The sequence below is a fragment of the Paludibacillus litoralis genome, assembly GCF_037646705.1.
Taxonomy (GTDB): Bacteria; Pseudomonadota; Alphaproteobacteria; order Rhodobacterales; family Rhodobacteraceae; genus Pikeienuella; species Pikeienuella litoralis.
Genome location: NZ_JBBHER010000004.1, coordinates 315,003 through 336,412, shown reverse-complemented (window position 1 = coordinate 336,412; position 21,410 = coordinate 315,003). Strand labels below are relative to the sequence as shown.

Sequence of the window (21,410 nt, the reverse complement as noted above, 5' to 3'; positions counted from 1 at the left end):
TTCCCATTCATTGCGCGCCATAGGCGCATTGGCCCGACGCTTTTGTCTGATCGCCGCCGCCAGCCCCGAAGAGCCGCACACGCACGCCGAAACTGGTTCCTCTCGGCGCGCTGTCCGATTCGGTGAATCTGCGGCGCAGATAGAAGTCGAGTCCGGCGCATTCATCTTCATAGGACAATACCGCGCCTGCGGAGCTGAATCTATCCGCGTTCAGGTCCCGCCGCGCGTCGCCGCCGACAGTCCAGTTGCGATCGAGCGCCAGCGCGCCGCCGAGGCTGATCTCCGAGCGGTCGGTCGGGGAGTCTTCGGCCGGGTCCGCCTCGACGAAGAGGTAATATCCGTAGAGCGAAAACGGGGCGTAGTCGAGCCGTCCGCCGGCCTCGGCGCGGTTGATGGCGAAATTGTTCGAAAGCCGCCAGCGGCCGCCGAACTCCAGCCAGTCCGCGTAGCCGACCGAAGCCGCGCCCACATAATCGGAGGCATGGCCGTCGAGCCCGGACTCGCTCGGAAAATCCAGCATGTCGTCAAGCCTGAACACGCGCCCGCCGGACGCGCGAAAGCCGAGGCCGCCGTCGTTGATCATCTCGTAACGCCCGCCGATGGTGACGTTGGCCCCGGTTTCGACCCGGTCGAAGCCGGGGAAGCGGTCGGTCTCGAACAGATTCATCTCGTCGAACTCGACCAGCACGCTGTCTTCGTTCGGGATGTCGGCGTCTTTCACATTGGGCGCGACGTTGAACTGAAGGATCGGCTCCAGCACATGAACGGCGCCCTTCGCGTCGGTGCGGGCGAAGGGCGCGCGCGCCTCGACGCCGACCCGGGGAACGAATCGGGCGGCGTCGCTGTCGAAGGCGGGATCGTCGGCGATCCGGTAGAAATCCGCCTGCGCGTCGGCGAATCCGCGGAGCACGAGCCCGCTGTCGAGGATGTGCTGGCGCGACCAGTCCGCGCCGAGCGAGACCCGGCCGACATCGCGCCCGTCATCGCGCACCAATCCGACGCTGTCGAAGCCGAGCCCGAACTCGCCGCCGATCAGCGGCGCGTCCCAGACATGGCGGAGCGAAACCTCCGGCAGCGCCAGCGGAATCTCGCCTTGCGGCTCGTCGTCGCGAAGGCTCTGGATGAAGGCGGCGCCGACCGAGGCGCGGTTTCGCCCGTCATAGGCGCGTATGAACGCCTGCGTCGTCAGCCGGTCGTCTTCGGTGAAGTCGTAGCGGCGCAAGAAGGGGTCGTCCGTCGCGAAAGCGAGATCGAACCCGGCCTGGACGCCATCCGCCAGCATATAGCGTCCCGCTCCGAAGCCGCCGACGCGCGCGCGCGCGCCGCGCCCGTCATCGCCGTAATCGGTGACTCCGAAGTTCAGATCGAGATCGACGAAGCCGCGCGCGAACCGGCGGCGATATTCCGTCTCCAGAATCGCGCCGTCCTTGCTGGCGATGAAGGGGGTCAGCGTGAGATCGGAATAATCGTCGAGCACGATGAAATAGGGCGTTTTGACTCCGACCCCGTAGGCCCGGTCGCGCCCCAGCGTCGGCGCCAGAAACCCGGTCGCGCGTTTCACCTCCGGCGAGGGATGCCGGAAATAGGGCAGGAAGCCGACCGGAACGCCGACAACGTCAAAATAGGCGTCCTTGTAGTGGATCACCCGATCCTTCTGATCGTGCACGATTCTCTCCGCCCTGATCCGCCAGAGCGGGACGGGGTGTTGGGCGCAGACCTCGCAGGGGCTGAACACGGCCTTTGTCAGCACGTTGTAGCGGTCGTCGATCCGCTCGGCCTCCGCCGCCGCGATCTTGCCGCCGCCGGCGATGACCGAGCGCGCGCCCTGAACCAGGCCGTTGCGAAGCCCGGCGTCAAGCTCGGCGCCATCGGCGTACACGGTCTCCCCTTCCGGCGTCCGGAGCGTGATCGGGCCCGTCGCGGCGATGCGTTCGGAGCGGCTGTCGTACCGGATCGCGGAAGCGGTCAGCGTCCGCCCCTCCTGAAAGACTTCAACCGCGCCTTTCGCCGTCAGGACGCCGGTCGTCTCGTCGAAGGTGATCTCATCGGCGACCAGAGCCACCGGTTCGGCCGCCTCGGAAGGGGCGCCCGGACTTTCGGCCGCCGCCGTGAAAGCGAAGGCCGCCAACGCCGCCGCGCGCGCCAGATGCCTGAAAAGCGCGACCATCCGCCGTTCTCTCCTTCTCGTTTCGGCGCTGACTTAACCGCGAGCGGCCGCCGGCGGCAAGCCTAGGCGCCCGCGCCAATTCGCGCTACGCCTCTCGCCAGAGTGATTTTCCAAGCTCAAGAGGCCCGCATGACCCAGCCAGTCGAAATTTCTTTCACCCCGGCCGACGCCGCCGACATGGCCGCGATGGAAGGCGTCGTGATCGTCTTCACCATCGCGGGCGGCGCGCTGAGCCCCGCCGCCGCGACGGCGGACGGGCTGACCGGCGGCGCGGTCGGAAAGCTTGTCGCGGGGAAGGAGTTCAAGGGCGAGGCCGGCGATGTCGGCGCGCTCGCGTTCCCCGCCGGGATGAAGGCGGACAAGCTTCTCGTCGTCGGGCTTGGCGAAGCGCCCGATGCGAACGCGGCGCGCAAGGCTGGCGCGGCGGCGGCGAAAGCGGCGGGCGCGGCCCGAACTACGATCTGGGGCCCGGGCGGCGTCGCCACGGAGGCGGAGACGGCCTTCGGTTTCGCGCTGCGCCGCTACCGGTTCGACGTCTACAAGACGGATGACGACGAGACGCCGGATGAGGGCGCGGTCGTCTTCGTCAGCGCGGAGGCGGAGGCGGTGGCGCGCGCGTCGAGCCCGCTGGCGGCTCTGGCCGAAGGGGTGTTCTTCACGCGCGATCTCGTGAACGAGCCGGCCAATGTGCTGACCACCGGCGATTTCGCCGCGCGGCTGGAGGCGATGGAGGAGCTCGGCCTTGAGGTCGAGATTCTCGATGAGGCGAGGATGCGCGAGCTCGGCATGAACGCGCTTCTCGCCGTCGGCATGGCTTCCGACGATGAATCCAAGCTCGTGGTGATGAAATGGAACGGCGGCGGCGACGAAGCCCCGCTCGCGGTCGTCGGCAAGGGCGTGGTCTTCGATACCGGCGGCGTTTCGATCAAACCGGCCGCCGGCATGGAGGACATGACGATGGACATGGGCGGCGCCGGCGCCGTCTGCGGTCTGATGCGCGCGCTGGCGCTGCGCAAGGCGAAGGCGAATGTCGTCGGCGTGGTCGGGCTGGTCGAGAACATGATCGGCGGCGACGCGCAGCGGCCCGGCGACATCGTGAAATCGATGAAGGGCGACACCGTCGAGGTGATCAACACCGATGCGGAAGGCCGGCTCGTCCTCTGTGACGCGCTCTGGTACACGCAGGAGCGGTTCAAACCGGCGGCGGTGATCGATCTCGCGACGCTGACCGGCGCGATCATCGTCGCGCTCGGCCATGAGCACGCCGGCGTCTTTTCCAATGACGACGCGTTCTGCGACGCGTTTCTCGCCGCCGCGAAAACCGCGGGGGAGGGCGCGTGGCGGCTGCCGCTCGCGCCCGCTTATGACAAGCTGCTGAAATCCCGCCTCGCCGACATGAAGAATGTGGGCGGCCGGCCCGCCGGCTCGATCACCGCCGCGCAGTTTCTTCAACGTTTCGTGAAGGCCGGCACCCCGTGGATTCATCTCGATATCGCCGGCACCGCGTCGGTGAAGACGGAGACCGACCTCGCGCCGGCCGGGGCGACCGGCTGGGGGGTTCGGGCGCTCAACCAGCTGGTCGCGGACCGATACGAGCGTTGAGGCGCGCGCGCCGTGGCTGAGGTGCTCTTCTACCACCTGACCCGGCGGACGCTTGAATCCGTGGTTCCGGGGCTTCTGGAGAAATGCCTGGAGCGAAACTGGAAGGTTCTGCTGCGCGCCGGCTCGCCCGAGCGCGCGGCGGCGCTGAACCGGCATCTCTGGACCTATCAGGAGGACGGGTTTCTGCCTCATGGCGGCCCGGATGACGGCGAGGCCGCGCGTCAGCCGATCTATCTCACCGCCGGCCCGGAGGCGCCGAACGCGCCCGATGTGGTCATGCTGGTGGACGGCGCCGCGGCCGATCCGGCCGAGCTCGCCGGTTACGTCAGGGCGCTTCTCCTCTTCGACGGCCATGACGAGGAGGCGCTGGGCGCCGCGCGAAACGCGTGGAGGGCGGTGACCGCCGCCGGCATGAAAGCGGTCTATTGGGCGGAGACGGACGCGGGCGGCTGGACGAAAAAGGCCGAAAGCGCCTGAGGCGGCGGCGTCATCCCCTTGTCCGCCACGCGGGAAAAATCATGCGCCCGAAGAGGAAGCCTGAAATCACCCCGAGGGAGTTCAGGATCAGATCGTCGACATTGAACTGCCGGTAGGCGCAGGGGAAAAGCCCCCAGACGCCGGTGAGCTGCGTGGCCTCCACCAGGCATGTGAGCCCGACCCCGAAAGCCAGCGCGGCGCGGAACCGAAGCGCGAGCGGCGACAGCGCAAAGCCGATCATGGCGAGCAGCAGGTAATTCATCGTCGACGCGGCGAAGACCCGATTCGCAACCCACTCGAGCGGGGGCGCGCCGCGCGCCCAGAGCGCGCGCAATGCGTCCAGGAAATCAAACGGTTGAAGTTGCGGCGTCGCCGATGCGACGGGGCACTCCAGACTGCTCGGATCGGGGAAGGGATGTTGCGTCAGCGCGATGAAAAAGAGCGTGAGAAAGGCCGCCGGCGCGACGCGCCAGCCCGGCGCCCGGCCGATAAGGCGCAGCGCGCCGAGCCCGACGAGGAGGGCCGCGGCGGCGTAAGCCACGGCCCCGCCGAAATAGGGCAGAAACACGGAGAGAGACATGCGGGATCCCGATCAGGCGACGTCCGGCGCGGCGAAAAGCGTCTTCACTTCGTCTCGAAGAATGTTTTTCTGCACTTTTCCCATCGTGTTGCGTGGCAGTTCATCAATCAGGCGCAGCTCTTTCGGTTGCTTGTACCGCGCGAGATTGCTCTTGAGCGCGGCGCCGATCGCCGCCAGATCCGGCGCCGCGCCGGGTTCGGGGACGATGAATCCGACCACCGCCTCGCCGAAATCCGGATGCGGCGCGGCGACGACCGCGCTTTCGAGCACGCCCGGCTGTTCATCGAGCGCCAGCTCGACCTCCTTCGGGTAGACGTTGAATCCTCCGGAAATGATCAGGTCCTTGCCCCGGCCCACGATCTGGACATAGCCGTCCTCGTCGATCAGGCCGAGATCGCCGGTGATGAAAAAACCGTCCGGGCGTAGCTCCTGCGCGGTTTTTTCGGGCATGCCCCAGTAGCCCTTGAAGACGTTCGGCCCCCTGACTTCGAGCACGCCGACTTCGCCCTGCGGCAGCTCCGCGCCGGTTTCAGGGTCGCAGACCTTCAGCTCGACCCCGGGCAGCGGCATGCCGACCGTGCCGGCGCGGCGCTCTCCCTCATAGGGGTTCGAGGTGTTCATGCCGGTTTCCGTCATGCCGTAGCGCTCCAGAATCCGATGTCCGGTCCTGGCTTCGAACGCCCGATGCGTCTCGGCCAGAAGCGGCGCGCTGCCGGAGACGAAAAGCCGGGCGCGCGCGGTCAGCTCCCGATCGAAGCGCGGATCGCCGAGCAGGCGTGTATAGAAGGTGGGGACGCCCATCATGGCGGTCGCGCCGGGCATCAGGCGGATCATCTCGTCGAGATCGAACCTGGGCAGGAAGATCATCGCGCCGCCCGCGAGCGCGGTCACGTTGCTGGCGACGAAAAGCCCGTGCGTATGATAGATCGGCAGAGCGTGCAGCAGGCGATCCTCGGCGGTGAAACGCCAGAGATCGGCCAGCGCCTCCGCGTTCGAAAGCAGATTCCGCTGGGTCAGCATCGCGCCTTTGGAGCGCCCGGTGGTGCCGGATGTGTAAAGAAAGGCGGCGAGGTCGTCTTCGCTTCGCGGCACGGTCGGGAAGGTCTCCGAGGCCCCGGAAGCGGCGTCTGCGAAGCTTCCACTCCCGTCCGCGTTCAGAACCATCATCGCCGCGCCGGCCGCCGCCGCGATGGGGGCGAGCGCCCCGGCCGCGGCGCTGTCGACGAGCAGCAGCTTCGCGCCGGAGTTTTCGACGAAATAGCTTACTTCCGGCGGCGTGTAGCTGGTGTTCAACGGCAGGAAGACCACCCCGGCCCGCACGCAGGCCGCGTAGACAGCCAGCGCCTCAGGCGACTTCGAAATCTGGACGGCGAGCCGGTCCCCGGGGGCGAGGCCGGCCCCGGCGATGGCGTGCGCGTAGCGCGCCGACATCCTGATGAACGCGTCATAGCTGATCTCGCGCCCGTCCGGGAGAATCAGGAACGGGGCGTCCCGTCCGACATGCCGACCAAAGAGAGCGTCATGAAGCGGGTTGGGCATTCTTCGATTTCCTTTTCTTGTCCTTGAGTTTCGCACCGGTCTCGGCCAGCGCCCGGACCGACTTGGTGGCGGCGATCGGGCCGCGCGCCGCGTAGGCGCGATAATTGTCCGCGATCCGGGGGAGATTGTAGAGATAATTGACCATCGCGCCCTGTGATTGCTCCATTCCGCGCGGCGACGGGTCGGCGTCGGCGTGAATCTCATGCACCTGCGCGCCGTTCTCCAGATGGAACCTGGCGACCGGGTTGAGCGGCAGCCCGTCGGCGCGTTTCGCATTCAGAAGATAGTCGGCGGCGGCGGCCCGAAGGGTCTCGCCCTCAACCTCAAGCTCCTGCTCCTTCAGCCAGTCTGCGAGCCCTGGAATCGGGGAGAGCGTCACGAAGGTCTTGAGTTGCGGCAGCGCGTGGCTCAGATCCTCCGCGACCTGTTTGATCAGGAGATTGCCGAAGGAGATTCCGGCGAGCCCGTCCTGACAGTTCGAGATCGAATAGAACACGGCCGTGTCGGCCTTGTGCGCCGGCGTGTGCGCGCGCTCCTCCTCCAGCAGCTCCGCGATCGAGCCGGGAACGCCGTCCGTCAGCGCGACTTCGACGAAGATCAGCGGCTCGCCCGGCATCGCCGGATGGAAAAATGCGAAGCAGCGCCGATCCTCCGGCGCGAGCCGCAGGCGGAGATCCTCCCAGCTTTCGATTTCGTGGACGGCTTCATAGGCGATGATCTTTTCGAGAATGCTCGCCGGGCTCTCCCAGCTGATCGGGCGGAGCACGAGAAAACCGCGGTTGAACCAGGACATGAAGAGATGCCGAAGGTCGATATCCGCGCGCCCGAGCGCGGGGTCCGCCTTGGCGAGCCGCCGGAGGCAGGACCGCATCGCCACCAGCCGCGATGTCGCGCCCGGCGCGCGGTTGAGGCGGCGGACCAGCTCCTGCCGCGGCGCCTCCGCCGCAGCCATGAGCGCGCGATAGGAGGCGGAGGTCGGGTCGGCGGCGTAAGCCGCCACGGCCTCGCCGAGGGCGGCGGCGTCGATGTCCATCTCTTCGGTCAGGAACGTGAAAAAGCCGTGCTTTTCCTCATCGTTCATCGCTTCGAACCGGTCGAGAAGCCGGGCGGCGAGGGTGAAGCCGACCGTCTCGCCCTGCTGACTCATGAGCGCGTGGGCGAGCTCGCGCACGCTGCGCGCGTCCGATCCGGCGTCCCTGTCTTCTGCGCGCACACGCTCGAAAAGCGTGGAGAGCATGTCTGCGAGGAGAGTCATAACTCAGGTCCCATAATGAGGTCGGGCAACGATGTCGCGATTCCCGGGAAAACGCAGAGAAGCACGATTCCGAGGACCATGCATGCGACATAAGGCAGGGAGCCGTAAAGGATGGTTTTCAGCGGAATATCCGGCGCGATGCTGTTGATCACATAGAGATTCAGGCCGACCGGCGGCGAAATCAGGCCGATCTCCATGTTGATGGTCAGCACGACGGCGAACCAGATCGGATCGAACCCGGCGGCGAGGATGATCGGCAGCAGGATCGGCGCCGCCATCAGGATCACCGCGACCGGCGGCAGGAAGAATCCGGCGATCAGCAGAAAGACGTTGATCGCGCCCATCAGAACCCAGCGATTCACATCGAGCGTGCCGATCCACTCCGCGACCGACTGGGTGATGAAAAGCGAGGACAGCATGTACGAGAAGACCCCGGCCGCCGCGATGATGAACAGGATCATCACGCTTTCCTTCGTGCTGTCGCGGAGGATCAGCCAGAGGCGGACCGGGCTCCAGAGCCGGTAGACCAACATGGCGACGACGACGCAGAGCAGCGCGCCGACCGCGGCGGTCTCGGAGGGCGTCGCGATCCCGCCATACATCGCGACGAGAACGCCGACGATGATCAGGAGGAAGGGCAGCACCCTCGGCAGGATCTCAAGCCGCTCGGCCCAGGAATAATGCTGCGGCGAAAGCACGCCCGCCTGACCGCTCCGCCATGTGGACCAAAGCGACCAGGCCATGAAAAGCCCGACCAGCATCAGCCCCGGCATCACCCCGGCGAGAAAGAGGCGCCCGATCGAGTTCTCCGTCGCGACGCCATAGACGATCATGGTCACCGATGGCGGAATCAGGATGCCGAGCGTGCCGCCCGCCGCGATGGAGCCCGAGGCCACGCCGTCGGGGTAGCCGCGCTTTCTCATCTCCGGGATGCCCATCTTGCCGATCGCGGCGCAGGTGGCGGGGGAGGAGCCGGACATCGCGGCGAAAAGCGCGCAGGCCCCGAGATTGGAGATGACGAGGCCGCCGGGCACCCGTGTCAGCCAGCGCTCGAGCGCCTCGTATAGATCCGGGCCGGCGCGCGTCGACGCGATGGAGCCGCCCATCAGGATGAACATCGGGATCGCGAGCAGCGTGAAATTGTCCAGGCTCGCGAACAGGATCTCCGGCATCAGCTCCAGAGAGCGCGGGCCATCGAAGATGAGCAGGAAGCCGGCGGCGACGATCAGAAGCCCGACCGCCACGGAAAGGCCCGAGAAAAGGACGACAACGGTGGCGACGGCGACGATCAGGCCGAGAAGAAGCGGATCCATCAGTTTTCCCCCTCAAGGCCGAACGGCTTCTCCGCGCCGGTGACGAGGGCGACGAAATCGGCGGCGAGCTGCAGGAGAAGAAGACCGAATCCGATGGGCATCGCGAGATAGGGAAGCCAGAGTTCAACGTCCCAGACCGTGCCCGATCGCCAGCCGCGATCCCACACGTAAAGCCAGTAATCGACGCCATACCAGAGCATCAGGAAGGTTATGACGATGGTGGCGGCGAGCGTGACCACGGCGAGAACGAAGCGCGGGCGGCTCTTCATCGCGATCGGAACAAGGTCGACATTCACATGGCCGCGCAGATGCTGGACATAGGGCAGGCCGATCAACGTCGCGGCGATGACCAGGTAGACCACCAGCTCCGTCTGCCAGATCGTGGATTCGTTCAGCACGAAGCGCACGAAGATCATCTGGCAGGTGACCGCCACGGCGGCGACCAGCATCGCCGCCGAAAACCATCCGGCCAGGGTCGAGACGGCCCCGACGGCGCGGAGGAACCAGCCGCCGGGCGGCTGCGCGCCGCCCGGCGGGAGAAGGCGGCCGTCCGTCGGCCGCCCGATCTGCGTCGGCCCCGTCATTCGACCGCGAGGGCCATGTCGAGAAGCTTCTGCCCGTCAGGCGTCGACTCGACGAAGTCCTTGTAGGAGGTCTTCTTGGCGAGGTCGCGCCAGGCGTCGAATTCCTCCTGCGACATCGTCGCGATCTCGACTCCGGCGTCGCGGAACACCTTCACGGAATCGGCGTCCTCCTTCTTGGCCTCCTCGAGGTAAAACGCCTCGGCTTTCTCGGCGGCGGCGAGAAGCGCGTCCCGCTGGGCCTCGTTCAGGCCGTCGAAGGTGGATTTGTTCATCAGGAGCGGCTGATACATGAACCAGAGCGCGACATCGCCGGCGGGCGTGTAGCACGACACCTGCTCGAAGATGCGATAGCTGACGAAGGATGCGGACGAGGTGTTGGCCGCGTCCAGAACGCCGGTCTGCATGGCGTTGTAGATTTCGGACGACGCCATCGAGGCGATGGAGGCGCCGGCGCCGGCCAGCATCTGCTCGAAAGACTTGCCGGCCGCGCGCATCTGAAGCCCTTCGACATCCGCGGGCTTGGTGATGCAGCCGTCCTTGCCGGCGAATCCGCCCGCAAGATAGCCGTGGACGAGCGTCATCACGTCGTCGCCGTTCAGGATCTTCTCGATCTCATCCATGAACGGGCTCTCGTCGAGCCGCGCCGCATGGTCGTGGTTCTTCACCAGGCCGGGCATCAGCGTCAGGTTGTAGGCCGGCTGCTGCCCTCCGGCGTAGGAGAGCGGGAAGACCGCCATGTCGAGCTGGCCGCGGCTGAGCGGCTTGTACTGCTCACGCGGCTTGAAGAGCGATTTGGACGGAAAGATCTTGATCGTGAGATCGACATCGGCGGCCGCGACCTCGTCGGCGACGATCGCCGCGACCTTGTGGCGGACATCGCTGGTCGACCATTGGTGCGACAGGCGAAGCTCGGTCGCGTTGGCGGCCCCGGCGATCAGCGCGAGCGCGGCGGCGGTGGCGAGTATGGATGGTTTCATGGTGTCCTCCCAAGAGACCCGGGTGCGATTCCCGGATTTTCGACTCCTGCAAAGTCAGGCGGACTTGTATCCGATGTCAATCATTTTGTATACATTTGGGCCCAGACTGGATTCTGAGACAGGGCCATGGATGTGAGAGCGGCCGATTCTATCGCCAACGCATTGGAGGAGATGATCGTCACCGGCGCGTTCGCCGATGGCGCGCGGCTGAGCGAAGCCGCGCTGGCGGAACGCTTCGGCACATCGCGCACGCCGGTGCGCGAAGCGGTGCAACGGCTGGCGGCGTCCGGGCTGCTGCGCCGGCTCCCGCATCGCGGCGTGTTCGTCCGGCAGCCGGGGCCGGTCGAGCTGCTGGAGATGTTCGAGGTGATGGCGGAGCTCGAAGCGGTCTGCGGCCGTCTCGCCGCGCGGCGGATAACGCCGGGGCGCCTCGTCGATCTCGACGCGGCCAACACCGCCTGCCGCGCGGCGATGAAGGCGGACGATGTCGACGGGTACTTCCACCAGAACGAGGTGTTCCATCACATCATCTACCGGGAATCGGGAAACGGGTTTCTGGCGGAGGAAGCGGCGCGGCTCCATCGCCGCCTCCGCCCTTACCGCAGGATGCAGCTGCACGTTCGCGGCCGGGTGCCGCAATCCATGGCCGAGCATGAGGAGATCGTCGCCGCGTTGAAGGCGGGCGACGAGACGCGGGCGGACGCCGCGCTGCGCCGGCATGTCGCCGTGCAAGGGGAGAAGTTCCATCATCTGGTCGCCGGGCTGAAGGCGGGCGCCGCGCGCGCGTGACCCGGCGGCGCCGCGACTGGGCGGATGACGTGCGCGGATCTCCTGCGCGGCGCGCCGGACGAAAGGAGTCGGCCGGGCGCCCCGGCGGCGCCCCCCGGATCAGGGGAGGATCATCGTTCCCGCGCCATGTTCGGTGAACAATTCGAGCAGGCAAGCATGCGGCGCCCGCCCGTCCATGATGACCACCGCCTGCACCCCGGCCTCGATCGCCTCGAGCGCGGTTTCCGTCTTCGGGATCATGCCGCCGGAGATGACGCCTTCATCCGTGAGGCGGCGCACCGTCTCGGCGGTCAGCCGCGTTATGACGTCTCCCTCCGCGTCCTTCACGCCGGCGACGTCGGTGAGGAGAAGCAGCCGATCGGCCTTCATCGCGCCGGCCACCGCGCCGGCGGCGGTGTCGCCGTTGATGTTGAACGTCTCCCCCGCGCGGCCGACCCCGACAGGGGCGACGACGGGGATGAAGTCGCCCTTGATGAACATGGTGAGAACGTCCGGATTCACCTTCACCGGCCGCCCGACAAAGCCGAGATCGAGCACCCGCTCGATATTGCTTTCCGGGTCCTTCATCGTCTTCAGGGCCTTCTCGCAGATGATCAGGTCGGCGTCCTTGCCGGAGAGCCCGACGGCGCGGCCGCCCTGCGCGTTCAGCGCCTGAACGATATGCTTGTTGATCCGGCCGGCGAGAACCATTTCGACGATCTCCACGGTCGCCTTGTCGGTGACGCGCTTGCCGTCGATGAAATCCGACTTGATGTTGAGCCGCTCAAGCATCTCGTTGATCTGCGGGCCGCCGCCATGAACCACAACGGGATGCAGCCCGCATTGCTTCATCAGCACGATGTCGCGGGCGAAATTCATCATCGCCTCGTCGTCGCTCATGGCGTGGCCGCCGAATTTCACCACCACGGTGGCCCCGTGATGGCGCTGCATGTAGGGCAGCGCCTCGCTCAGCGTGCGGGCGGTGGCGATCCAATCGCGTTTCACGGCGCGGGACTTTTCCATGGGCGGGGCTCTCCTTCGCGGATGAGGCGTAACGGTTTCGTCAACCGGTCGCCAGATGATCGATGATCGGGCAACGCGCATGCCGGTCGCCCGCGCAGGCGTTCGAGATGCGCGCCAACTCGTCGCGAAGCGTGGTCAGCGCCGCCATTTTCGCGTCGATTTCGGCGATATGCGCTTCGGTGATCGCCTTCACATCGGCGCTGGCGCGGGTCTCGTCCTCGTAAAGCGCGAGCAGCCGGCGGCATTCCGCGATCGAAAACCCGAATGTGCGCGCCCGCCCGATGAATCCGAGCCGCCGCGCGTCGGCTTCGGAATAGTCGCGATACCCGTTGTCGGCCCGGGCCGGCGCGACGAGACCGATCTCCGCGTAATAACGCACGGTCTTCACCGGCAGGCCGGCGCGAGCCGCGGCGGCGGCGATCCGCATCGTCTCTCTCCTCCTCACACTCCTGTGGTTGGAGTGATTGGAGGAGAGGGCGAAGTCAAGATGGAACGGCTCCGCGCCGAACCCGCGTCAGTAGCCGATGGCCGCGCCGTCCTTCCGCGGATCGGAGGCGCCTTCATAGACCCCGCTCTCATGCAGGCGGATCATCTGCGCGCCGCCGATCGGGGTGTCCGGCGTGTGGAGGACATGCCCTTTCGCCTCGAGCGCGGCGCGGACTTCGGCGCCGTAGCCCCGCTCGATATGAAGCTTGCCGTCGGCCAGCTCCGCGAAGCAGCGCGGCGCGTCCAGCGCCTCCTGCGGGTCCATGCCGAAATTGACGATGTTGCTCAGCACGCGGACATGGCCGGTGGACTGATACTGTCCGCCCATGACGCCATAGGAGGCGAACAGCTTTCCCTCCTTCCGGATCATCGCGGGGATGATCGTATGGAGCGGGCGTTTGCCGCCCTTCAGCTCGTTCGGATGCCCTTCGGTCAGCACGAAACCCGCGCCCCGGTTCTGGAAGTTGATCCCGAACTTCGCGGAGGCGAGGCCGGTTCCGAAGCCGTGGAAAATCGAATAGATCATCGAGACGACCATGCCGTCGCGGTCCGCGGTGGTGAGGTAGACCGTGTCCTTGTGCGCGGCGCCGGCGCCAGGCGGCGGCGTCGGCATGGCGCGGTTCATGTCGATCAGCGCGGCGAGCCGGGCCGCCGCCTCGTCCGAGAGCATGCGGTCGGTCTGCGCGGTCGCCGGGTCCCCGACGAACCGGTTGCGCGCGTCATAGGCGAGTTTCGTCGCCTCCGCCTCCAGATGCGCGATCTCGGCGCCGTAGGGGTCCATCGAGGCGACGTCGAAATGGGACAGGATCTTCGCGATCAGAAGCGCCGTGACGCCCTGGCCGTTCGGCGGCAGCTCGACCAGTTCGAGGCCCTGGTATGTGGCGGAGACCGGGTCGCAATATTCGGATTTCGTCGCGGCGAAATCTTCCGCGTCGTACAGCCCGCCAAGCGCGCGGAGGCTGTCGACCATGTCCTCCATCACCTCGCCTTCGTAGAAGCCGGCCCGGCCGTTCTTCGCGACGCGGCGCAGCACCTCGGCCTGGCCCGGAGCGCGGAAAATCGAGCCGACGGCGAAGGGGGCGCCGTTGTCGAGATAGAATTTCGCGCCGTCGCCCTTCAGCTTGCCGCCGTTGTTCTTCCAGTCGAACGCCGTGCGGGGCGCTACCGGCACGCCCTCATCCGCGTAGCGGATCGCAGGGGCGAGAGAGGCGGCGAGCCCCTTCCGGCCCCAATCCTCGGCCAGTTTGCAGAACCCGTCGATCGCGCCGGGCAGGGTGGCGGCGTGGGGGCTCTCGGTGCCGATGACGGTCACTCCCTGATCCCGGAGCAACGCGGCGTCGAGCGCGCGCGGCGCGCGGCCGGACGCGTTGAACCCGACGATCCGGTCTTCGCCGGCCGGACGGATCAGCGCGAACATGTCGCCGCCGATGCCGGTCGAGCCGGGTTCGCAGATGCCGAGAAGGACCGCCGCGGCGATCGCGGCGTCCATCGCGTTGCCGCCCGCCTCCATGATGGCGACGGCTTCGCGCGCCGCGAGCGGGTGCGATGTGGCGCACATGCCGTTGACAGAAAAAACTCCGGACCGGCCGGGCGTGTGAAAATCGCGCATGTCATCCTTCCATCGCTTGGATCCGATGAATGTCTAGCGCGGCTGAGGGGGCGGGGAAAGGGGAGGGCCGTCAGACGCCCGGCGCCGCGATTCGGGTGGGGGCTGAATGACGCGGCGCCGGGCCAGCAACTGCTTGCCGTAGACTATGCTTGGCGGAGAAAAAAGGCGCTCTCAGGGCTGGAATTTGACGATTTCGCGGCGTCTTCCCGCAGGAGTCGCATCGCAACGGCGCCGCGCGCTTGCGTTTTCGCGGCGGGCGGGGTCAGTTTGATCCATGAGTGTGATTTCCTCCACGGCTTTCGGCCGGACCGGCGGCCGGCGCGCGCCCGAGGAGCGGGTGGTCGCCTTTCATCGAACGGAGCTTTCCATCATCCTCGCGGTTTACGGGCGGATGGTCGCGGCGGCCGAATGGCGTGATTATTCGATCGATTTCCTGCCTGAGCGCGCGGTGTTTTCCGTTTTCAGGCGCGCGACCGAATATCCGCTGTATCGGATCGAGAAACTCCCGCGCCTCGCGGCCCGGCAAGGAATGTACGTCCTGTTCGGGCGTGACGGCCGCGTCCTGAAACGCGGGAGCGATCTCAAACAAGTGATGCGCTTTTTCGAGTCGAAGAAGCTCAAGCTGGTCGAATGACCTCCTAGAAGTTGTCCTTCCGGCGCCGGATCTCGGCGAAGACGGCGGCGTCGTCGGCGCCCGCGAGGCCGACGGCGGCCTTCACGCCCGGCTCTCGCGCCCGAAGAAACGGATTCGTCGCAAGCTCTTCGGCCAGCGTCGACGGGCAGATCGGCTCGCCGGCCCTGTCGGCGGCGGCGATTCGCGCGATCCGGTCCTTCAGGGCCTCGTTGTCAGGCTCGATGCTGAGCGCGAACCTTCCGTTCGCGGCGCCGTAATTGTGCCCGGAATAGATCAGCGTCTCGGGCGGCAGGTCGAAGAACTTGGAGAGACTGCCCCACATCATCAGATAGGTGCCCTCGAACACCCTGCCGCAGCCGAGCGCCATCAGGCTGTCGGCGGTGAAGGCGGATCCATCGAAAAGATAGGCGACATGGCCGATGGTGTGCCCCGAGACGTCGATCACCCGGCCCCGGCTTTCGCCGAGATCGACGGTGTCGCCCTCCTTCAGCTCCCGGTCGAGGCGGGGCAGGCGGCGCGCGTCCGCCGCCGCGCCGACGACCTTCGCGCCATAGCGCGCGCGGAGCGGCTCGATCCCCTCCACATGGTCGTCGTGGTGATGGGTGATGAGAATCAGATCGAGGCCCCAGCCCCGCGCCTCCAGCGCGGCGAGGAGGGGCGCGGCCTCCGGCGCGTCGATGAGCGCGGTCGCGCCGGTCGCCGTGTCGCGCAGGATGTACCCGTAGTTGTCCGCGCGGCAGGGAACGACGATTGTTTCAAGAGCCATGGGCAAGCCTTCCATCATTGACTAGATTCGACCCAGATTAGCGGAGGCGGCCGGACGATGCATCTCGACGTGATCGACCTGAGGCGGTTCTATTATCACACGCCGCTTGGCCGGGTGGCGCAGATGGCGATCCGGAGCGCGCTGGCGGCGCATTGGCCCGACGCCCGGAGCGAAAACTTCGCCGCGTTCGGTTTCGGGCAGCCCTTCATCCGGCCGTTTCGGCGCCGGGCGCAGCGGGCGGTCGGGCTGATGCCGGCGCAGATGGGCGCGTTTCACTGGCCGGCCGAAGCCGCCAATCTGAGCGTTCTCACGGATGAGCGGCGCTGGCCGCTCGCCACCGGCTTCGTGGACCGGCTGCTGATCGTTCACGCGCTTGAAACCACGAGCCGCCCGGGAGCCGTCCTCGCGGAGGCGAACCGGGTGCTGGCGCCTGGCGGGCGGGCGCTGATCGTCGTGCCGAACAGGACCGGCCTCTGGGCGCGGCGGGAGGCGACCCCGTTCGGCCACGGGCAGCCGTATTCGATCAGCCAGTTGAAGCGGTTGCTCCGCGATCATCGGCTGGAGCCGGTCGGCCACTCCGCCGCGCTCTACGCGCCGCCGTCCCAGAGGCGATTCTGGTTGCGGATGGCGCGGGCCTCGGAGGCGGTGGGCCGGAAACTGGACGCGCAGCGCTTCGCCGGCGTGATCGTGGTCGAGGCGGTGAAGGCCGCCTACGCCGCGCCGGGGAACGGGTCTCCGGTGACGAGCAAGACGCCGCTGGAGGTTCTCGGCGGGATGGTTCGCCCCACGCCCAAGCCCGTCGTCGGTCAGACGCGCGAAGTCGCTGGCCGTCCCGCGGCGGAGCCGTTAAACCACCCGCGCGAGCGAGTGGAGGAATGATGATGGCTGCTGAAAACACTGGCGTGGATCCGCGCCCCGGCGTGATGTCGATCGCGCCCTATCAGGTCGGCGGCAGCAGCATCGAAGGCGCGGGGCGCGCCATCAAGCTTTCCGCGAACGAGAACCCCTGGGGGCCGAGCCCGCGCGCCGTCGAGGCCTACAAGGCCGCGGCCGGAGCGCTCGCCGCCTATCCCGACCCGGCGAGCCGCGCGCTTCGCCGCGCGATTGGCGATGTTCACGATCTGGATCCGGACCGGATCATCTGCGGCAACGGCTCCGATGAGCTGTTGCAGCTTCTCGCCTTCGCCTACGCCCGCGACGGCGACGAGGTGGTCTATTCCCGGCATGGTTTTCTGCTCTATCCGTCATATGCGTTGATGAACGGCGCGACCCCGGTCGCGGCGGCGGAGACGAACCTGACCTCCGATGTCGACGCGCTTCTCGCCGCCTGCACGAAACGCACGCGCCTCGTGTATCTCGCCAATCCGAACAACCCGACCGGCACGCGCCTGAACGGGCAGGAGGTCGCGCGCCTCGCGGCCGGCGTCCCCGAACACGCGCTTCTCGTTCTGGACGGCGCGTACGCGGAATTTGTCGACGCCGACGATTACGATGGCGGCGCCTCCCTGGTCGCGCGCCAGCCGAATGTGGTGATGGCGCGGACCTTTTCGAAAATCTACGGGCTCGCGGGGCTCCGCGTCGGCTGGATCTACGCGGACCCCGAGGTGATCTCCGTGATCAACCGGATACGCGGCCCGTATAACCTCAACGCGGCGGCGCAGGCGGCGGCGGAGGCGGCGATGCGCGATGTGGACTACACCGCGTGGGCGAAGGCCGAGACGCTGCGTCTTCGGGCCGAGCTGACGGCGGCGCTGGCCGAGTCGGGCGTGAAGACGACGCCCTCGGAGGCGAATTTCGTTCTCGCCGAGTTCGGGCTCGAGGCCGAGACCGGCGCGGCGGCGGCGGACGCGTTCCTGAAATCGCGCGGGATCATCGCCCGCCGGATGGAGGGATACGGGCTCGGCGGCCATCTCCGGATCAGCATTGGCGACGAGGCCGCCTGCGCCGCGGTGGCGGCGGCGGTGAAAGAGTTTCGGGGCGGCGCGTGAGCGCGATCTTCGAGCGGGTCGCGCTGATCGGGCTTGGTCTGATCGGCGGGTCCATCGCTCTCGCGGCGCGCCGCGCCGGCGCGGCCGGGCGCATCGTCGGATTCGCGCGAACGGCCGAGACCCGGGCGGCCGTGCGCCGGATCGGGTTCTGCGACGAGGTGGCGGAGACGGCGGCGGACGCGGTCGCGGGGGCCGATCTCGTGATTCTCTGCGTGCCGGTCGGCGCGATGGCGTCCGTCGCGGCGGAGATCGCGCCGCATCTCGCCGAAGGGGCGACCGTCTCCGATGTCGGCTCGGTCAAGGGCGCGGTGATCGAAGCGCTGAAAACCTTGCCCGATCATGTGCATGTGGTCCCGGCGCATCCGCTTGCGGGGACCGAGCACAGCGGCCCGGACTCGGGCTTCGCCGAGCTTTTCGACAACCGCTATTGCCTTCTGACGCCGTTGCCCGGCGGCGATGCGGCGGCGGCCGAGCGGTTGGCGGCGTTCTGGACCGCGCTTGGCGCGCATGTGGAGATGATGGCGCCCGAGCGGCATGATCTCGTCCTCGCGGTGACGTCGCACGCGCCGCATCTCATCGCCTATACGATGGTGGGCGTGGCTGACGACATGCGCCGGGTGACGAAGTCCGAGGTCATCAAGTATTCCGCCGCCGGGTTTCGGGATTTCACCCGGATCGCGGCGTCCGACCCGACCATGTGGCGGGACGTGTTCCTGAACAACAGGGAGGCGACGCTGGAGATCCTGGGCCGGTTCACCGAGGAGCTTTTCGCGTTGCAGCGCGCGATCCGGACCGGGGATGGCGACCTTCTGCACGCGTATTTCACCCGAACCCGGGCGATCAGGCGCGGAATCGTCGACGCGGGGCAGGACACCGCGCAACCCGATTTCGGCCGTTCGCCGCCGCGGAAACCGGTGGCGTGAGAGGCGCGGGGCCGCTCTTGCTCATCGCGGCGCTGGCGGCGGGGGGCGGGGCGCTTGGCGAGCCGGCGCCTGAGCCGACGACGCGACAGGCGGCCATGAGGGCGGCGGCGCCGCACATCTCCCCGGCGCCGAGCCCGCGCAGCGCGCCGCCGCGCGTCTCGCCGGCGCCGAACCCGCGCGACGTGGCGCCGAAGACCTCGCCGGCGCCGGCTCCGCGCGGCGCGGCGGTGAAAGTGGCGGCGCGCGCCGCCCCGGTCGGCGCCGGGAGCGTCTGCGGCGATCCGCGCCTGATCGGCGTGCGGATTCCCGCCATATCCGGCGCGCATCCCGGATGCGGGATCGAGGCGCCGGTGCGCCTCGTCGCGGTCGCGGGCGTGACGCTGACCGGAAAGGCGGAGGTGAGCTGCGAGCACGCCGTCGCGCTCGCCGATTGGGTGGAGCAGACCGCGCAGCCGGCGGCGAACGAGCTGCTCTCGACGCGTCTTGTCTCCATGCGCCCTGTCGCCTCGTATGTCTGCCGCACCCGGAATGGAAAGAGAGGCGCGAAACTCTCCGAGCACGCGAAGGGCAACGCGCTCGACATCGCCGGGTTCAGCTTCGCGGGCGGCGAGACCGTCGCCGTGCGGCGCGGGTGGGGCCGGGAGGACCAAAGGGGAGAATATCTCCGCAGCGTCTGGGCGGGCGCGTGCGGCCCCTTCGGCACGGTTCTCGGCCCCGAAGCGAACCACCACCACCATGATCATTTTCATTTCGATACGGCGCGGTATCAGAATGGAACCTATTGCCGATGAGCGGCGTCAGTCGATCAGGCGGGGGGCCCGGCCGATCGGGACCGGCCCGATTCGGGCGTAGCCGCCGGACAGCGACAGCGACACGTTGAGCGTCTCGCCGTCTCCGGTCAGCCGGGCGACGAAACCGAGGCCGGTCTTCAGCGTCTCGACGAACGGCGCGCTCAGCGCGCCGCTGGCGGCGGCGGCGTCGAGCATCGCCGTCCAGTTGGTGGCGCCGATGGCGAACTCCCCTTCGCCGTATCCCTCGGCGTCCGCCTTCATCGAACCGGAGACCGTGAGCTTCAGCCGCCCCCATTCGGCGTCGGCGGCGTCCAGCGAAAGAAGCCGGAGGCCGGGCTTCGGCCCCTCCAGCGCGAAGCGGTCCAGCGGCCGGTCGAACGCGGCGCGCCCCTCCAGCGTCACCGTTTCGATCGCCGGCGGCAGCGTGTCGGTGGGGTCCAGCAGCGCGCGGATGTGATTCGGCAACCGGAGCCGCAGCCCGTCGGCGCGAAATTCATAGGCGTTCTCCGGGCCGGCGTCGGGCGCGGCGCGGACATGCGCGGAAATCCGCGCCGCGCCCGCGGTCCAGCCCGCATCCGCGGCGAGGGCGCCGCGCTCGATATCGAGAGAGGCGCGAACCAGCGGCAGCGCGGCGCTGGTTTCGGTCCGGAAGCTCGCCTTCATGGTTTCGGTGCGCAGGACGGCCCGCCCGCCCGGGGCCGCGAGCCGTTGTTCCGGCGGCCAGATCCCGATGAAGAGGCTCGGCTGGTAGATGAGGTGCGCGACCTCGAACCATGGCGCGGACCAGGCCCAGCCCGACGCGGGGTCCGCGAGCGCGGGTTCCGTCAGCTTGAGATCGAGCCGGTTCGGAAAGCCGAGAATGGAGACATCCGCCGCCTCGGCCTGCCAGCCGGCCGCCCGCCGCTCCGCCAGCCATCCGGCCAGCGCGGCTTCCTGGGCGCGCGCGGCGAGCAGCCACCAGACGCTCACGCCGACGATTACGGCGATGACGGCGCCGGCCAGCAGCTTGAATTTCATAATCTGCATCCTTCGACTGGCCGCGCCGGCGCGAGGGCTGTAAAATCTCCGGATGGCTCAGGAACCACCCGATCTCTGGGTATTTGCATACGGCTCCCTGATGTGGAAGCCGGGTTTCCCGCATGAGGAGCGCCGACGCGCCCGAATGCCGGGATATCGCCGGCGGTTCTGCCTCGATTCGATCACCTATCGGGGCACGCCGGCGTACCCCGGCCTCGTTCTCGCGCTCGATGAAGACGCGGGCGGGGCCTGCGAGGGAATCGCCTATCGCGTTCACCCTTCTCATCGGGAGGAGACGCGCGCATATCTTCGGGCGCGGGAATTGGTTACCTATTCCTATCTGGAGCGGTTTCTGCCGGTCGAGATCGGGGGCGGCGAGCGGGTCGAGGCGCTCGCCTATGTGATGGACCGGACGCACCGGCAATATCGCGGCGGGCTGACGCCGGAGGAGCAGGCGGAGGTGATCGCCCGAGCGGTCGGCCCGGCCGGAACCAACGCCGAGTATCTCGACAATACGATGGCGCATCTTGAGGAGATGGGGGTGGACGATATGGAGATTACGCGGCTTCATCGCCTTGTGGCCGGTTTGATCGGGCCGCCCGCGTCATGATCGTCATCACCGGAGAGATCGAATTTCACCCGGAGGACGCCTGGCCGGCGATGAGCGCCGCGCTGGAGATGATGGAGGCGTCCGCGGCGGAAGACGGATGTTACGTCTACCGGTTCTATTCCGATCTCGTCAATTTGCGCTGCTTTCGGGTCTATGAGGAATGGCGGGACGAGGCGGCGCTGAAGGCTCATAACGAGTCCGCGCACATGGCGGCGTTCCAGGCGAAGCTTGGCTCTCTCCGGGTTCTGCGGCGGCGGCTTTACCGAATGAACGTGGATCTGGTCGCGCCGCTCTGAGCGCC

Annotated in this window: 22 protein-coding genes; 10 read left to right on the top strand and 12 right to left on the bottom strand. The window is 67.6% G+C overall.

Annotation, left to right across the window (positions count from 1 at the left end):
• Positions 1-7: 7 nt before the first annotated feature.
• Entirely contained in the window at positions 8-2,167 is a 2,160-nt protein-coding gene (locus WG921_RS08385; RefSeq protein ID WP_340108763.1) for an LPS-assembly protein LptD, read from the bottom strand.
• Between the two features lie 129 nt (positions 2,168-2,296).
• On the opposite strand from WG921_RS08385, the gene WG921_RS08380 reads away from it, so the two are divergent.
• Both WG921_RS08380 and WG921_RS08375 read left to right on the top strand, forming a co-directional pair.
• The gene (locus WG921_RS08380; protein WP_340108762.1) at positions 2,297-3,769 is read left to right on the top strand and encodes a leucyl aminopeptidase; all 1,473 of its coding nucleotides are present in this window, start codon (positions 2,297-2,299) and stop codon (positions 3,767-3,769) included.
• A 12-nt stretch (positions 3,770-3,781) separates the two neighbouring features.
• Positions 3,782-4,246, top strand: a complete 465-nt coding sequence (locus WG921_RS08375) for a DNA polymerase III subunit chi (RefSeq protein WP_340108761.1) — start codon at positions 3,782-3,784, stop codon at positions 4,244-4,246.
• A gap of 10 nt (positions 4,247-4,256) precedes the next feature.
• Here the strand turns inward: WG921_RS08375 and WG921_RS08370 are convergent, their stop codons facing one another.
• Genes WG921_RS08370 through dctP form a run of 6 tightly spaced genes read right to left on the bottom strand, consistent with a single transcriptional unit; the run spans position 4,257 to position 10,494 of the window.
• Positions 4,257-4,826 (bottom strand): VanZ family protein, encoded by a 570-nt coding sequence (locus WG921_RS08370; RefSeq protein ID WP_340108760.1) that lies wholly within the window; start codon positions 4,824-4,826, stop codon positions 4,257-4,259.
• A gap of 12 nt (positions 4,827-4,838) precedes the next feature.
• Positions 4,839-6,365 carry a malonate--CoA ligase gene (locus WG921_RS08365; RefSeq protein ID WP_340108759.1) on the bottom strand — a complete coding sequence of 509 codons (1,527 nt, stop codon included), beginning with the start codon at positions 6,363-6,365 and terminating at the stop codon, positions 4,839-4,841.
• Complete coding sequence (locus WG921_RS08360) at positions 6,346-7,620, bottom strand: malonyl-CoA decarboxylase (RefSeq protein ID WP_340108758.1); 1,275 nt, start codon at positions 7,618-7,620, stop codon at positions 6,346-6,348. The genes WG921_RS08365 and WG921_RS08360 overlap by 20 nt, the downstream gene beginning before the upstream one ends.
• Positions 7,617-8,933, bottom strand: coding sequence for a TRAP transporter large permease (locus WG921_RS08355; RefSeq protein WP_340108757.1), 1,317 nt, complete (start codon positions 8,931-8,933; stop codon positions 7,617-7,619). The genes WG921_RS08360 and WG921_RS08355 overlap by 4 nt, the downstream gene beginning before the upstream one ends.
• Positions 8,933-9,517 carry a TRAP transporter small permease gene (locus tag WG921_RS08350; protein WP_340108756.1) on the bottom strand — a complete coding sequence of 195 codons (585 nt, stop codon included), beginning with the start codon at positions 9,515-9,517 and terminating at the stop codon, positions 8,933-8,935. Before WG921_RS08350 ends, WG921_RS08355 begins: the two co-directional genes overlap by 1 nt.
• The gene (dctP, locus tag WG921_RS08345; RefSeq protein ID WP_340108755.1) at positions 9,514-10,494 is read right to left on the bottom strand and encodes a TRAP transporter substrate-binding protein DctP; all 981 of its coding nucleotides are present in this window, start codon (positions 10,492-10,494) and stop codon (positions 9,514-9,516) included. The genes WG921_RS08350 and dctP overlap by 4 nt, the downstream gene beginning before the upstream one ends.
• A gap of 126 nt (positions 10,495-10,620) precedes the next feature.
• Here dctP and WG921_RS08340 point away from each other — a divergent pair, with 126 nt between their 5' ends.
• Complete coding sequence (locus WG921_RS08340; RefSeq protein ID WP_340108754.1) at positions 10,621-11,283, top strand: GntR family transcriptional regulator; 663 nt, start codon at positions 10,621-10,623, stop codon at positions 11,281-11,283.
• Between the two features lie 99 nt (positions 11,284-11,382).
• On the opposite strand, the gene argB is transcribed toward WG921_RS08340, so the two are convergent.
• From argB to WG921_RS08325, 3 genes are all read right to left on the bottom strand, one after another.
• Positions 11,383-12,285: an acetylglutamate kinase gene (argB, locus tag WG921_RS08335; protein ID WP_340108753.1), complete on the bottom strand. Its 903-nt coding sequence runs from the start codon at positions 12,283-12,285 to the stop codon at positions 11,383-11,385.
• Between the two features lie 40 nt (positions 12,286-12,325).
• Complete coding sequence (locus tag WG921_RS08330; RefSeq protein ID WP_340108752.1) at positions 12,326-12,712, bottom strand: MerR family DNA-binding protein; 387 nt, start codon at positions 12,710-12,712, stop codon at positions 12,326-12,328.
• Positions 12,713-12,799: 87 nt separating this feature from the next.
• The gene (locus WG921_RS08325) at positions 12,800-14,380 is read right to left on the bottom strand and encodes a gamma-glutamyltransferase family protein (protein WP_340108751.1); all 1,581 of its coding nucleotides are present in this window, start codon (positions 14,378-14,380) and stop codon (positions 12,800-12,802) included.
• 274 nt (positions 14,381-14,654) lie between these two features.
• Between WG921_RS08325 and WG921_RS08320 the strand changes: the two genes are divergently transcribed.
• The gene (locus WG921_RS08320; protein WP_340108750.1) at positions 14,655-15,014 is read left to right on the top strand and encodes a DUF2794 domain-containing protein; all 360 of its coding nucleotides are present in this window, start codon (positions 14,655-14,657) and stop codon (positions 15,012-15,014) included.
• Between the two features lie 4 nt (positions 15,015-15,018).
• Here WG921_RS08320 and gloB read toward each other — a convergent pair whose 3' ends face one another.
• Positions 15,019-15,780: a hydroxyacylglutathione hydrolase gene (gloB, locus tag WG921_RS08315; protein ID WP_340108749.1), complete on the bottom strand. Its 762-nt coding sequence runs from the start codon at positions 15,778-15,780 to the stop codon at positions 15,019-15,021.
• A gap of 57 nt (positions 15,781-15,837) precedes the next feature.
• Here gloB and WG921_RS08310 point away from each other — a divergent pair, with 57 nt between their 5' ends.
• Genes WG921_RS08310 through WG921_RS08295 form a run of 4 tightly spaced genes read left to right on the top strand, consistent with a single transcriptional unit; the run spans position 15,838 to position 19,482 of the window.
• Positions 15,838-16,659, top strand: a complete 822-nt coding sequence (locus WG921_RS08310; protein ID WP_340108748.1) for a class I SAM-dependent methyltransferase — start codon at positions 15,838-15,840, stop codon at positions 16,657-16,659.
• A gap of 2 nt (positions 16,660-16,661) precedes the next feature.
• The gene (hisC, locus tag WG921_RS08305; RefSeq protein ID WP_340108747.1) at positions 16,662-17,768 is read left to right on the top strand and encodes a histidinol-phosphate transaminase; all 1,107 of its coding nucleotides are present in this window, start codon (positions 16,662-16,664) and stop codon (positions 17,766-17,768) included.
• Complete coding sequence (locus WG921_RS08300; RefSeq protein WP_340108746.1) at positions 17,765-18,691, top strand: prephenate/arogenate dehydrogenase family protein; 927 nt, start codon at positions 17,765-17,767, stop codon at positions 18,689-18,691. Before hisC ends, WG921_RS08300 begins: the two co-directional genes overlap by 4 nt.
• Positions 18,688-19,482: an extensin-like domain-containing protein gene (locus WG921_RS08295; RefSeq protein WP_340108745.1), complete on the top strand. Its 795-nt coding sequence runs from the start codon at positions 18,688-18,690 to the stop codon at positions 19,480-19,482. The genes WG921_RS08300 and WG921_RS08295 overlap by 4 nt, the downstream gene beginning before the upstream one ends.
• A 6-nt stretch (positions 19,483-19,488) precedes the next feature.
• Here WG921_RS08295 and WG921_RS08290 read toward each other — a convergent pair whose 3' ends face one another.
• The gene (locus tag WG921_RS08290) at positions 19,489-20,499 is read right to left on the bottom strand and encodes a DUF2125 domain-containing protein (RefSeq protein WP_340108744.1); all 1,011 of its coding nucleotides are present in this window, start codon (positions 20,497-20,499) and stop codon (positions 19,489-19,491) included.
• A 52-nt stretch (positions 20,500-20,551) separates the two neighbouring features.
• Between WG921_RS08290 and WG921_RS08285 the strand changes: the two genes are divergently transcribed.
• Together WG921_RS08285 and WG921_RS08280 are read left to right on the top strand one after the other, a co-directional pair.
• Positions 20,552-21,109, top strand: coding sequence for a gamma-glutamylcyclotransferase (locus WG921_RS08285; protein WP_340108743.1), 558 nt, complete (start codon positions 20,552-20,554; stop codon positions 21,107-21,109).
• Positions 21,106-21,405, top strand: a complete 300-nt coding sequence (locus tag WG921_RS08280) for a putative quinol monooxygenase (RefSeq protein ID WP_340108742.1) — start codon at positions 21,106-21,108, stop codon at positions 21,403-21,405. The genes WG921_RS08285 and WG921_RS08280 overlap by 4 nt, the downstream gene beginning before the upstream one ends.
• The last annotated feature ends 5 nt before the right edge of the window (positions 21,406-21,410 follow it).

Coding starts and splice junctions, on each gene's coding strand:
- WG921_RS08370 (WP_340108760.1), bottom strand. CDS start 4,826: ATGTCTCTCTCCGTGTTTCTGCCCTATTTCGGCGGGGCCGTGGCTTAC.
- WG921_RS08385 (WP_340108763.1), bottom strand. CDS start 2,167: ATGGTCGCGCTTTTCAGGCATCTGGCGCGCGCGGCGGCGTTGGCGGCC.
- WG921_RS08320 (WP_340108750.1), top strand. CDS start 14,655: ATGAGTGTGATTTCCTCCACGGCTTTCGGCCGGACCGGCGGCCGGCGC.
- WG921_RS08325 (WP_340108751.1), bottom strand. CDS start 14,380: ATGCGCGATTTTCACACGCCCGGCCGGTCCGGAGTTTTTTCTGTCAAC.
- WG921_RS08355 (WP_340108757.1), bottom strand. CDS start 8,933: ATGGATCCGCTTCTTCTCGGCCTGATCGTCGCCGTCGCCACCGTTGTC.
- WG921_RS08285 (WP_340108743.1), top strand. CDS start 20,552: ATGGCTCAGGAACCACCCGATCTCTGGGTATTTGCATACGGCTCCCTG.
- gloB (WP_340108749.1), bottom strand. CDS start 15,780: ATGGCTCTTGAAACAATCGTCGTTCCCTGCCGCGCGGACAACTACGGG.
- hisC (WP_340108747.1), top strand. CDS start 16,662: ATGGCTGCTGAAAACACTGGCGTGGATCCGCGCCCCGGCGTGATGTCG.
- WG921_RS08380 (WP_340108762.1), top strand. CDS start 2,297: ATGACCCAGCCAGTCGAAATTTCTTTCACCCCGGCCGACGCCGCCGAC.
- WG921_RS08310 (WP_340108748.1), top strand. CDS start 15,838: ATGCATCTCGACGTGATCGACCTGAGGCGGTTCTATTATCACACGCCG.
- WG921_RS08340 (WP_340108754.1), top strand. CDS start 10,621: ATGGATGTGAGAGCGGCCGATTCTATCGCCAACGCATTGGAGGAGATG.
- WG921_RS08360 (WP_340108758.1), bottom strand. CDS start 7,620: ATGACTCTCCTCGCAGACATGCTCTCCACGCTTTTCGAGCGTGTGCGC.
- WG921_RS08330 (WP_340108752.1), bottom strand. CDS start 12,712: ATGCGGATCGCCGCCGCCGCGGCTCGCGCCGGCCTGCCGGTGAAGACC.
- WG921_RS08290 (WP_340108744.1), bottom strand. CDS start 20,499: ATGAAATTCAAGCTGCTGGCCGGCGCCGTCATCGCCGTAATCGTCGGC.
- argB (WP_340108753.1), bottom strand. CDS start 12,285: ATGGAAAAGTCCCGCGCCGTGAAACGCGATTGGATCGCCACCGCCCGC.
- WG921_RS08280 (WP_340108742.1), top strand. CDS start 21,106: ATGATCGTCATCACCGGAGAGATCGAATTTCACCCGGAGGACGCCTGG.
- WG921_RS08350 (WP_340108756.1), bottom strand. CDS start 9,517: ATGACGGGGCCGACGCAGATCGGGCGGCCGACGGACGGCCGCCTTCTC.
- WG921_RS08365 (WP_340108759.1), bottom strand. CDS start 6,365: ATGCCCAACCCGCTTCATGACGCTCTCTTTGGTCGGCATGTCGGACGG.
- dctP (WP_340108755.1), bottom strand. CDS start 10,494: ATGAAACCATCCATACTCGCCACCGCCGCCGCGCTCGCGCTGATCGCC.